This is a genomic window from Phormidesmis priestleyi BC1401, assembly GCF_001650195.1.
GTDB lineage: Bacteria > Cyanobacteriota > Cyanobacteriia > Leptolyngbyales > Leptolyngbyaceae > Phormidesmis_A > Phormidesmis_A priestleyi_B.
In genome coordinates this window covers 1-10,399 of record NZ_LXYR01000093.1, presented here as the reverse complement: position 1 = coordinate 10,399, position 10,399 = coordinate 1, and the positions used below count along the sequence as shown (strand labels likewise).

Here is a 10,399-nt window from a genome sequence, read left to right as displayed (position 1 = left end):
AGCAAGTACCTGAATAACATCATCGAGCAGGATCACCGCAACATCAAGCGATTGACAAAGCCAATGATGGGATTCGGCTCATTCAACACAGCGAGACGAACCTTGAGTGGCATCGAAGCGATGAGTATGATTCGCAAAGGACAAGTGAAGGGAGTCAGCAAAGGGGACAGTGTATCTCAAGCGAAGTTTATCGAAGAACTGTTCGGAATTAGCGCTTAACGGAATGCGAATGAGATACTTCGTTTGTCACTAAAAAGTATTTGCGACACAACCCTCGCCACTGCCCCAGCACCAGGTAGAGCATCACGAGGTGCAGTCCTCGCTTGCCGTTGAGCACTCGCACCCATGGATGGGGCGCTGCCTCATCCTCGGTCGGGTCACTCAGATGACGAAACTTGCCGCACTTCTCTAAGGTGGTTAGGTCAATCAATACTTTGAGGGGACTGCCAGAGCCTGGGAGATGCGATCTAATCTGCTGCAACACCTGTTGGCGAGTCGTGCGCAGCATTGCCCGAGTCGACCACTCGTAGTGATTGAGAAAGCGACTCAACGCACTCGCCGATTTCGTCTGGCACTGCTGAGGGAAAGGATGCCCTTGCGCCTCTAAAAACAAGCCTAAAAGAGAACTGAGACTGGCGTGCTGAGAGGGACTGGGCATCAGATCAAGCAGAGCGTACACTAGTCCTTGGGCGTATTCCAAGATGGTTTCCATGACCGTCCTATTTTGTTTTCTACGCCCTTTCTTACAGACTTTCAGCCGTTTTGCAACTCCTTATTGAGACTGGTGCAAGATGTGAGTCAATCCTCTATTCGTGGCAGAGAAATCGCGAAATAACGATTTCGCTAAAACGCTAAAAGACGATTTCGTCTTTTAGCGTTCTACAGGCTGTCACTGACCTTCTGAGCGACTCCTGATCATTTCGCTTATTCTTCAAAATGCTGTATAACGAAATCGTGCTTTAACGAAAGGACGAAAATCAATGGCTCTCCAAATCGGAGCTATCTCGCAGAAAGGGGGCGTAGGGAAAAGCTCAATTGCCCGATTAATTGCCCGTGAATATGCAGTGGCTGGATGGGATGTCAAAATTGCAGATCTCGACATTGCCCAAGCAACCAGCACAAATTGGAAGCAACGCCGGGAGCAAAACGGAATTCAGCCCGAGATCGCAGTTGAACCGTTTCGCACCGTCACTCAGGCATTGAAACATGCTTCTGTTTATGATCTGGTCGTGTTTGATGGCAAACCCCACTCCAACCGTGAAACTTTAGAGATTGCCCAAGCCTGTAACTTGGTCGTTCTACCTACAGGCTTGTCGCTGGATGATTTAATGCCTTCGGTTCTGCTGGCTCATGAATTGGTAGAAGCAAAAATTGACAAAGCAAAAATCGTGTTTGCCTTATGCCGCGTGGGCGATCGAGACAACGAGATTGACGAGGCTCGTGAGTATGTTCGCAAAGCTGGATATCAAATTCTTGCAGGCTCAATTCCAGAAAAAACCGCTTATCGACGGGCAAGCGACGTGGGTAAGGCAATGACAGAGATTTCCTTCCTCTCTTTGCGACAAAGAGCTGAAGAAGTGGCTCAGTCTGTGATCGATCGATTGTCGAAGGAGGGTTAAATATGGCAACGAAACCACCCCCACCTCCGAGGAAGCCTTCAGATAAAGGTGAGCCGCCGAAGCTAGAGCAGAATCGCTCCAACCTAGACACTCCTCAATTAGGCGAACTGGCAAATCTAAATTTCAAAGTACCAGCCGAATTCAAGCGCGATTTCAAGATTGCTGCCGCTCAGAAGGGCATCACTCAAGTTGACCTACTGCAAGAGATCTTCCAGTTTTGGTCACAACATCAGAGCTAGTCGTGTTTTCGTTATTTAACGATTTCGCTACTTAGCGATTTCGTCTTTTCGCTCTCAAAATTCATGCGACTGCATTTGAGGAACGGACTAACGATTTGACTAAACCCCATCTGGGTCAATGCCCATCGCTCGTAGCCGTTCAGCTAGTCGGTCTGCTCGTTGACGTTCAGCCTCTCGCCCCTGGCGTTCAATTTCTCTGCCTTCTGCTCCAGTTGAAATCACCTGCCCCTCGCGATCGCACCAGCGCAACCAGGTCCGCGTCACGTCTTCCTCAAACTCCCCTGACCAGAGCGTGAGTCCCAAACCGACTTCTTCTAACCAAACCGACTGCCCAACCTCACTGATTCCTTGCGGCGGGGTTAATTCTACATAGCGCCCCGCTGAATTCAACCACACTCGCAACAGCGCCCCCTTCATCTCAGGTTCACCCTGAATCTGTTTCAGTGGGTCAAACACCACGTAGTAAGGAATGTGGATTTGAGCGTACAGGTCTTTCTTGACGGTCGTCTTTCCCTTCTGCTGTGACTTCCGACTTAAGGTCAGTTCGTCGCCTTCTTGGTTGGAGACAATCTCAACGCAGACCTCCGGTAGCTTGCCGAACTCCCACACAAAGTAGGAGCGATTCTGTTTCTTCGAGAAGTCGTCAGCGCACTGTACTCCTAGACTGAGCATGGCATCGGGGACAACCGGATCTCCCTTAAGTTTGTAAAACAGTCCCACGTTGGCAGCCGCAAGAAACGGTGACGGCAGCGCTTTGGAACTATAGAGCGGTTCCACTAACAGCCGTTGCTGCTTCTCAGATTGCAGATTGTCCACAGGGGTATCATCCTCGATCGTCAGATGGCTGATGTCCAGCTCAGTAACGATTTCTTCAGAATTTAGAAGTTGTTGAGTCATGGGCAATAACCAAACCCGATATCCCATTATCCTCTGATTTTTCCCAGCCTGGGTGCTGACCTCTTTTGATTCTCAATAGTGAGGGTTTTATTTCAACAAGCGAGTTAAAATTGGGGAAATTCTTTGGATTGTGCCGTTCTCAACGACCTACCAATGCTTTCAGCCTCTACATGGACTTTTTATAGTTAGTCAATCTAAGATGTGACAACAAGCGTTATCAACCGTGATCACTATGAAGACCGATCGACACGGGCAAGCCAAGATTCTGACTTCTGATGAGATTCAGAGATTATTTAAGACGGGCTTCACCTGCGATCGCGATCGGGCATTGTTCGGCATCTGCCTCTACACAGCTTGCCGAATCAATGAGGCTTGCACTCTTCTCACGACCGATGTTTATGATGCCAACGGTGTGAGGTCAAAGCTCACCATTCGTAAGGGCAATACCAAAGGGCAGCAGGATACGCGCCAAGTTGCCATTCATCCGGTTCTGGCTGACTATCTCGCTATCTATCAGCCCGGGCAAGGGAAGGAACATCTATTCCCCGGTCGGCATGGGAGAGGGCACCTTCACCCTACCTCTGCGGATGCTATTCTGCGGGATGCTTGTCAGCGAGTGGGGCTGGAAGGAGTCAGCACTCACAGCATGAGACGGACGGCTCTAACTGTCATGCACCGGGCGGGCATTCCTTTAGGGGTGCTGCAAAAAATATCTGGGCATCGCAACTTACAGGCACTCCAGAAATATCTGGAAGTTTCAGAGGAACAGGTAGAAGTGGCGATCGCGGCTCTGACCTTTAGATGAGAATCAACCGCTAAATTAATCAATTGATTTGGCGATTTCTGGAGGCTCAATCTCTACGATGCAAAATGATTCGACAAAGATTGTCCCATTAATCGGTGTGATCGCTTTTAAGCTTCGATGCACTGGAGTCAACGTCAGACCAGAGGGGAAGCTGATTAACTATTTGCAGGGTTAGGGCAACATACGTTGTATCTTGAGGTTCTGCGATCGCTAGTCCGAAGTATCCGGCACTGGTTTTCTAATGGAGGATGGCACTAAAGCCACGAGAGGATAGGAGTAGGGGTTTGAGTAGCAATGGATGCTGTTGGCGAATTAGAAAAAGAAAAGGAAACCGCTCTGAAACACTGATTCTTTCGTTGATTCGGTAGCGCAAGTCTCCGACGTAACAACCAGCGCCCCAATTGGATTTCAGCAGTCGCTTCTTTTTCTCTGGTGAATTTGCCAACAGTATCCAAAACTACTCACACCCCAATAGTGCCCCGGATCTTCATAAGCTTCGTCATGACTACATTTCAGAGATCTAGAGGGTGTGATGCCCTTTGAAAACGATCGGGTCGCTAAAGCGCATCACACTTTCTCAGTCAACTCACACAGGTCAACATGATATTGAACTGATGACTCACTCAAGAGACGGTCAGTTAGTCTGGGTTTTTACCTTCAGCCGTGTTCTCAAGCACATTGCCAGTTTTGGCATCCACGCCGACTTCATAAGTCTTCGTGCCGTTCTTGATGTCGAATGAATAGCGCAAGCCACTGCCGCCACCTTCGTTCTCTAGTTCTTCATCGGTGATGGTGCCTGGATGAGCTTTGAGAGCGATTTTGCGGGCATTCAGTAGACTCACCTTTGCTTGTTGTGAGTTGGCTGGCGCTGCCTGAGCGAGTCGAGCAATGCCTCCGATCGTGAGCATACTCATTGCGACGATGGCACCAATAAGTTGAATTGAGCGTTTCATGGGAGATGTCCTTCCAAACTAGGTTTGTAGATATACACTAAGCAAAAAGTGTGCAGAAGTCGGAAAGACAGTGGCAATGACTAGCTCTGTAAAATTACTTTTACACAAAATTACCGTTGAAAACGTCCTTCGTAATTGCTCAACTGGGGGAAATTGACAAAACCTCAAAACCCGATAAAGTGGCGTTATGACAGAACTTGGGGTTTGAGTAGTATTGGAACAAAAAACCACGCTAAGCACTTCTAATTTCTGTACCAATTGAACCCCTCTGGCAGAAAGGGGCTGAAACCCTTGCTATACCGTTCTATTTTTCTGTACCAATTAGGGCACTGTTAAACTGGTACAAGAGCGTCTGCCAAAGAACGTCAAAAAAATGGGGTTTGAAAAGCGCTCTCCGCAAGACTTTTAGCCTTAGCGTAGGATCCTGTTCCAATACTACTCAAACCCCAACTTCAGAAAGCGATCACCATGCTCCAATCTGGTGAAGCAGACGGCTTAATCGTTGCCAAGCTAGATCGTCTCGGTCGAAACGTGCGAGACATCCTGACTTTGGTAGACGATGTTCTGAAGCCATGCGATAAAGCATTGATTTTGCTTGACCTTGCGATCGACACCTCTACCCCGGCTGGTCGAATGGTGCTGACGATGATGGCAGCACTGGCAGAGATGGAGCGATCGCTGATTCGTGAACGAGTCGAGCGCGGTAGAGCCGTGAAGCATGAAGCTGGCGGATATGCCTATGGCGCTCCTCAGTTTGGGCAGAAGGCAGAAAATGGGGTCTGAGGCTCAGTGGAACGGAAAACAGGTTTAAGAGGACAATTTGAATAGCCAAATGAAAATTGGACAATCTAGCGTGCTAATGTTCGTGCCGAGGTATAGCTTTGAAAGCTCATCCATACAAGGCTTTCAAGCCTTGTCGCTCCTCGTGACACATTTGCTTCAATGACTTCAGGTCGAAAGCGAGCAATATCTTTAGAACCCTGGTTCAAATGGGTATACCCTAATGGACCCATCCTACCAGCCCTAGCCAAAAGCAAAACTGCCGATGTTAATGGGCTACATCCTATTTGGCTATGTAAATTGACCACTTAACCCGGTTTTTCGTTCCACTGCACCTCAGACCCCAAAGTCCAGATGTAGTGAGAGAGGTTATTTCAGCCAAATCAGAATGGCGGCGATGGTCAGCATAGCAAGATAGTTTTCGGGGGTGCATCCCACTTTTGCAATAAGTACTATTACTCAGACTTGTAGCCCTTGAGAAAACGGTCTTTCAAGACACGTTCTCAAATTGAGACTTACAAGACTGGGATGCACCCGTTTTCGGCTCGTTTTTCGTAACGGGTGGCAATGCGACGAAATTGTTTGAGTCGGTTGATCAGTCGCTCAATCCGGTTGCGTTCTCGATACAGTCCACGATTGAATCGCGGTTTGGCGTTCCCGTAGCAAAATTAAACTAAGTGACCCCTTCACAGGAGCCACTTAGTTTAATTTTGCTACGGGAACGCCGGTTTGCGCTTGGCGTTTTTACGCTTAGGAATGACAGGGGTGGTATGTTGACGACGCAAGGTGCGACGAATCGCCTCAGCATCGTAGGCTTTATCGCCCAGCAAGTAGCGAGGACGTTGCTTCGGTCTACCCCGCCCTAACCGCTTGACCTTGACTTTGGCATTGAGCGGTTCAAACCCTTTGACATCACTCGTCTGTCCGGGTGTGAGCACAAATTGCATTGGCTTACCCATCCCCTCGGATTGCAGATGAATCTTCGTGCTGAAGCCACCTTTCGAGCGTCCCAGTGCTTCCTGCTGTTGCATTTGCTCTGTGCTCAAGGGAGTACTCGTCTCGATTAGCCCCCCCTTTTTGCCCCCGCTGCGTGTTGGTGGGCGCGGACGACGGTGCTATCGATGAAATGAACTTCCCAATCAATTTGGTCGATGGCATCGGCTTGTTGTTGCAGTCGCTCTAAAATCTGCTGCCACACGCCTTGAGTCCGCCATCGATAGAAGCGACTAGACACTGTGCCCCGACTGCCATAGCGCTCTGGCAGGTCATCCCACGGCGCTCCGGTACGCTGTATCCATAGAATGCCGTTGATGATTTGACGATGGTCGTTGGCAGGTCTGCCGGTGTCTGCTTTTCCGGGAAGTAAGGGCTGTAGTTTTTGCCATTGCTCATCACTCAAGTCACCGCGATGCAATCTCATCTCTCACAACTCCATCTGCTTTTCAGACGTTAATGTCCCCACTCTTCACTGGGGTCTCACTCTACATTTAGTGTCCTTTTTGAGTTTGCAGATACGCCCTAGGAAATTCCAAATCTCATTCTCATGAAATCATCCCTATAACTTTCAATGGAATTGCTGAAGAAAGGAAAATTCGTCGTTCTCGCCTAACAAACATTCATGATTTTGCTATTCTGGACAGATTTATTCAGCTCCCGTTCGGAAGACGATGTATCTTACTGTATTAGAATCGAATGCGAAATTTATTCATCGATTCTCTTTGGCAGCAGCGTATGAGTGATCAAAAGCAGAAATCCAGATTCAACTTAGCGTCTCGAAACCGAAGCGAACAGATCGCGAAGACTGCCTTTAGACTCTTGCTGCTGACTGGCGTAGCTTTAATTTCTGCAACTGCTGGAGCACTGGTCGCACTGACGCTTCCGAATTCGCTGACAGAAAAGGTAACAGTAGCAAAAATTTTACAGAACCTGAAGCAGCTAGGTTCGCTAGGACAGACGACGATCACTCGCCCCGTGAATATATTGGTGTTGGGCATTGATAACTCTGGGCATCTCAACGGCGGCAGCTTTGATCGTGATGCAGCACTTAGAGGCAATAGTGATTTGATGCTACTGGTGCGCTTGATTCCGCAAACGCACGAAATTCATATCCTTTCTATTCCCAGAGATACGCTCGTGCAAATACCGGGGCGTGGAATCGACAAAGTGAACGATGCGAATATGGTGGGTGGAGCCGCATTAGCAGGTCAAACCACCAGTCGTCTTTTGAATGGAATTCCACTGGATCGCTACATTCGGGTAGATACAGGCGGATTCGTTTCTATCATTGATGCTTTGGGCGGCGTTGAAGTTACAGTGCCAAAGCAAATGGATTACGATGACAAAAGCCAGAATTTGAGGATTCATTTAAATCCTGGACTCCAGCGGCTCAATGGACAGCATTTGCAAGAGTATGTTCGCTTTCGACATGATGAACTTGGCGATATCAGCCGTATTCAACGACAGCAGGAAGTCCTCAAAGCAATTCAGACTCAAATCCTTCAACCCGCCACCTTGTTGCAACTGCCTCATATCCTGAAAATTGTCCAAGATTCAGTCGACACGAATCTGTCTGCCGAAGAGAAATTCGCCGTGGCACAGTTCCTCTGGCACAGCGACCGACAACATCTCCAGATGGTCATGCTGCCGGGTCGATTCAGCCGTCCGGATGAATACGATTTGAGCTACTGGATTGAGAACCGCGAGGCAGCAACGCCAATTCTGGCAAAATACTTTAGTTCACAGACCCAGCCTTTGAGAGCAATTGGCACGTCACCCCTTCAGAAGGATCAACTCCGAGTGAGGTTGGCGAGTTCGATTCACGCCGACAATCTGTTGCAGTCTGAAGTTGTTCGGCTACAACGCTCTGGTTTTCTCAACACTGAACTCACGGATCAATCGCTCGACCTTGCCGCAGTTCCCCTCGCGCAGACTCAAATTATTGCTCAACGGGGAGATGTAGCCGCTGCTAAGGCAGTCAAAGCAGCACTCGGATTCGGACAGGTGCAAGTTGCCTCAACGGGTGACATTACGTCAGATATTACCGTCGTCCTCGGTACTGATGCCCCAGTGTCACCTCTACACAAAAAATGAGATTTATGCTTAAAGCATGAATCTCAATCAGAGTTAGCCGTCAGTGATATTTTTGGTGGCAATGCGTTTTTGCCGATGTTGTTTCTACTTGCAACGTTAATCTCTGGCGAAACCGTGTTGCCCAGAGCAAATAAAACCGATATCTAAGCTGTCCGACTTTTAGTTTGCATAAACCAGTCCTGGTATAGCGTTTCTTGAACCAGTGAGGTACGGCTACAGTCCCTGAAGCCCTTATTCTGCAGGAATTCTGGTGTACCTTATTCGCTTAGGAACTGCTATATCCCTTTCACACAATAGAAAGAGCTATAAATCTAGATGACGGTCAGCTTATCTCGCAAACTTAGGGATTTTGCTCACGGTAGTTTATCTATGTGGCTTGATTTTCCGACCGAGGCAGCGAGTTTTACGCATGGGACTCGATTCGTTAGTGGTTTTGGTACTTTAGAGTGTGTTTGTAAACAAATGTTGCAAGATGCAGCCAAGTTAATGCAGATTTTGCAGGATAATCCTGCTCACTCAGACTCAGCTTGAAGCCATGCTAGAACGCAAGCAATATACAAGTGACCTGACGGATGCCGAATGGGTCAAGATCGAACCCCTCTTACCGCCAGAGAAACCAGTCGGACGAGCACAGGAAGTGGACTTACGGGAAGTGTTAAATGCGATTTATTACCGCGCCGATAATGGCGTGAAGTGGCGCAATTTACCCGCCGATTTTCCTGCTTGGCAAACGGTCTATACCTACTTTCGCACCTGGGTCAAGTTGGGTGTGTGGGAAGCGATCAATATGGCTTTGGTGCAAATCGTGCGTCAGTCCGTGGGGCGGGAGCCGGAGCCGAGTTTAACCATCCTAGACAGCCAGTCGGTGAAACTGGGTCAAAAAGGGGGGACGAAATCGGCGTTGATGGCAACAAAAAGGTGAAAGGTCGCAAGCGTCATATCGCCGTTGATGGTTTAGGGTTAGTCCTGAAATGCCATGTCAGCGCGGCTAATTGCGCCGATGTCAAGGTCGCCCCTTGGGTGCTCTTTTGGGTGTTAGAGCAGCATAGTCGGGTCAGTAAAATTCTGGCGGACAAGAGCTATCGGGGCGATTTAGTCACAGACATTGCAGCGGTGTATGGGGTCGTGATGGAGATTTCGGAACGGGTCAGTACGAAGACCTTTGAAGTCGAACCCTTGCGCTGGTTAGTGGAACGGACTTGGGCTTGGCTCGATAATGCTAGAAGCTTAACGCGAGATTATGAACGCCTGCCTGAGAATCATGCGGGTATGGTTTATGGGGTGATGATTCGCTTAATGCTCAGACGATTGACCAAGAATCACACCCGATGGAAAGGGATTGTAAATTAGTTTGTGTCAAAGGGTCAGAAGTTTGATCTAATGAACCTCTACCCCCAACTTAACGATCATGACCTTTCGACCTGAATTGCTCGATGAATTACTCAAAGGCTATCAAAGCCCAGAAGATTTAGTCGGAACCGGAGGTATTCTAAAACAGTTGACGACCGCCCTGGTTGAGCGTTGCTTGAATGCAGAAATGGCACATCATTTAGAGGAAGAACGGGCAGAGCCAGTCGAAGCAACCCCCTCTCGGAATCGTCGCAACGGGCACAGCAAAAAGACGATTAAGGGCGAATTTGGTGAAGCCGAGATTGCGATACCACGAGACCGCAATGGAGCTTTTGAACCCGTCATTTGAGGTGGAACCCAAAAACTGGACGGGTGAATAAGCTCTAAACTTCCCACCCATGATAGGAATGGTTATGAGCAAAAACAAACGCAAACAGTACAGTTCTCAATTCAAAGCAAAAGTTGCGATTGAAGCGGTGAAAGGAGAGAAAACCATTGCTGAAATTGCGAGTCAATATAGCGTGCATCCGACGATGATTCACGGTTGGAAACGGCATCTTCTAGCGGGCATGAGTGAGGTGTTTGAGCGCGGTTCCAGCGCCAGCAAAGTGGAGCCAGAAGGGCAAGCCCACCTCGATGAGTTGTATCGACAGATTGGACAGTTGA

General features: G+C 48.6%; 13 protein-coding genes and 2 pseudogenes. 10 read left to right on the top strand and 5 right to left on the bottom strand.

Features of this window, described 5'->3' with window-relative positions; translation table 11 throughout:
• The coding region (locus tag A8707_RS24530; protein ID WP_156518841.1) for a DDE-type integrase/transposase/recombinase at positions 1 to 219 on the top strand (219 nt) is incomplete at its 5' end.
• Here the strand turns inward: A8707_RS24530 and A8707_RS24525 are convergent.
• A complete protein-coding gene (locus A8707_RS24525) occupies positions 209 to 712 on the bottom strand; it encodes a hypothetical protein (RefSeq protein ID WP_068819873.1) in 504 nt (167 codons plus the stop codon). The two genes, A8707_RS24530 and A8707_RS24525, sit on opposite strands and share 11 nt — an antisense overlap.
• Positions 713 to 980: 268 nt before the next feature.
• Here A8707_RS24525 and A8707_RS24520 point away from each other — a divergent pair, with 268 nt between their 5' ends.
• Together A8707_RS24520 and A8707_RS24515 are read left to right on the top strand one after the other, a co-directional pair.
• Positions 981 to 1,619: a ParA family protein gene (locus tag A8707_RS24520; protein ID WP_068819872.1), complete on the top strand. Its 639-nt coding sequence runs from the start codon at positions 981 to 983 to the stop codon at positions 1,617 to 1,619.
• 2 nt (positions 1,620 to 1,621) lie between these two features.
• Entirely contained in the window at positions 1,622 to 1,858 is a 237-nt protein-coding gene (locus A8707_RS24515; RefSeq protein WP_068819870.1) for a hypothetical protein, read from the top strand.
• A 99-nt stretch (positions 1,859 to 1,957) separates the two neighbouring features.
• Here the strand turns inward: A8707_RS24515 and A8707_RS24510 are convergent, their stop codons facing one another.
• A complete protein-coding gene (locus tag A8707_RS24510) occupies positions 1,958 to 2,755 on the bottom strand; it encodes a Uma2 family endonuclease (RefSeq protein WP_068819875.1) in 798 nt (265 codons plus the stop codon).
• Positions 2,756 to 2,987: 232 nt separating this feature from the next.
• On the opposite strand from A8707_RS24510, the gene A8707_RS24505 reads away from it, so the two are divergent.
• Positions 2,988 to 3,560, top strand: coding sequence for a tyrosine-type recombinase/integrase (locus A8707_RS24505; RefSeq protein WP_068819868.1), 573 nt, complete (start codon positions 2,988 to 2,990; stop codon positions 3,558 to 3,560).
• 638 nt (positions 3,561 to 4,198) lie between these two features.
• Here the strand turns inward: A8707_RS24505 and A8707_RS24500 are convergent.
• Positions 4,199 to 4,513 carry a PepSY domain-containing protein gene (locus A8707_RS24500; protein WP_068819866.1) on the bottom strand — a complete coding sequence of 105 codons (315 nt, stop codon included), beginning with the start codon at positions 4,511 to 4,513 and terminating at the stop codon, positions 4,199 to 4,201.
• Positions 4,514 to 4,945: 432 nt separating this feature from the next.
• Between A8707_RS24500 and A8707_RS24495 the strand changes: the two genes are divergently transcribed.
• Positions 4,946 to 5,296, top strand: a complete 351-nt coding sequence (locus tag A8707_RS24495) for a recombinase family protein (RefSeq protein WP_269452767.1) — start codon at positions 4,946 to 4,948, stop codon at positions 5,294 to 5,296.
• A 512-nt stretch (positions 5,297 to 5,808) separates the two neighbouring features.
• Here the strand turns inward: A8707_RS24495 and A8707_RS30750 are convergent.
• Together A8707_RS30750 and A8707_RS30745 are read right to left on the bottom strand one after the other, a co-directional pair.
• Positions 5,809 to 6,252 (bottom strand): annotated as a pseudogene (locus A8707_RS30750) (transposase).
• Between the two features lie 104 nt (positions 6,253 to 6,356).
• Positions 6,357 to 6,713, bottom strand: a complete 357-nt coding sequence (locus A8707_RS30745; protein WP_068819863.1) for an IS5 family transposase — start codon at positions 6,711 to 6,713, stop codon at positions 6,357 to 6,359.
• Positions 6,714 to 7,024: 311 nt separating this feature from the next.
• Between A8707_RS30745 and A8707_RS24480 the strand changes: the two genes are divergently transcribed.
• The 5 genes and pseudogenes from A8707_RS24480 to A8707_RS24460 form a co-directional block, all read left to right on the top strand.
• Positions 7,025 to 8,383, top strand: a complete 1,359-nt coding sequence (locus A8707_RS24480) for an LCP family protein (protein ID WP_074382580.1) — start codon at positions 7,025 to 7,027, stop codon at positions 8,381 to 8,383.
• A 535-nt stretch (positions 8,384 to 8,918) separates the two neighbouring features.
• The gene (locus A8707_RS27720) at positions 8,919 to 9,305 is read left to right on the top strand and encodes an IS5 family transposase (protein ID WP_068819859.1); all 387 of its coding nucleotides are present in this window, start codon (positions 8,919 to 8,921) and stop codon (positions 9,303 to 9,305) included.
• Positions 9,302 to 9,733: a transposase gene (locus tag A8707_RS27260; protein WP_068819858.1), complete on the top strand. Its 432-nt coding sequence runs from the start codon at positions 9,302 to 9,304 to the stop codon at positions 9,731 to 9,733. The genes A8707_RS27720 and A8707_RS27260 overlap by 4 nt, the downstream gene beginning before the upstream one ends.
• A 58-nt stretch (positions 9,734 to 9,791) precedes the next feature.
• Positions 9,792 to 10,073: pseudogene (locus A8707_RS24465) on the top strand (transposase); the annotation flags it as partial.
• Between the two features lie 73 nt (positions 10,074 to 10,146).
• A partial coding sequence (locus A8707_RS24460; protein ID WP_068818922.1) for a transposase occupies positions 10,147 to 10,399 on the top strand: 253 nt, incomplete at its 3' end.

Bases quoted from the DNA above. Each gene is read 5' to 3' on its own strand.
- A8707_RS24480 (WP_074382580.1), top strand. From the start codon at position 7,025: ATGAGTGATCAAAAGCAGAAATCCAGATTCAACTTAGCGTCTCGAAAC.
- A8707_RS24500 (WP_068819866.1), bottom strand. From the start codon at position 4,513: ATGAAACGCTCAATTCAACTTATTGGTGCCATCGTCGCAATGAGTATG.
- A8707_RS27720 (WP_068819859.1), top strand. From the start codon at position 8,919: ATGCTAGAACGCAAGCAATATACAAGTGACCTGACGGATGCCGAATGG.
- A8707_RS24520 (WP_068819872.1), top strand. From the start codon at position 981: ATGGCTCTCCAAATCGGAGCTATCTCGCAGAAAGGGGGCGTAGGGAAA.
- A8707_RS24515 (WP_068819870.1), top strand. From the start codon at position 1,622: ATGGCAACGAAACCACCCCCACCTCCGAGGAAGCCTTCAGATAAAGGT.
- A8707_RS30745 (WP_068819863.1), bottom strand. From the start codon at position 6,713: ATGAGATTGCATCGCGGTGACTTGAGTGATGAGCAATGGCAAAAACTA.
- A8707_RS24510 (WP_068819875.1), bottom strand. From the start codon at position 2,755: ATGACTCAACAACTTCTAAATTCTGAAGAAATCGTTACTGAGCTGGAC.
- A8707_RS24525 (WP_068819873.1), bottom strand. From the start codon at position 712: ATGGAAACCATCTTGGAATACGCCCAAGGACTAGTGTACGCTCTGCTT.
- A8707_RS24505 (WP_068819868.1), top strand. From the start codon at position 2,988: ATGAAGACCGATCGACACGGGCAAGCCAAGATTCTGACTTCTGATGAG.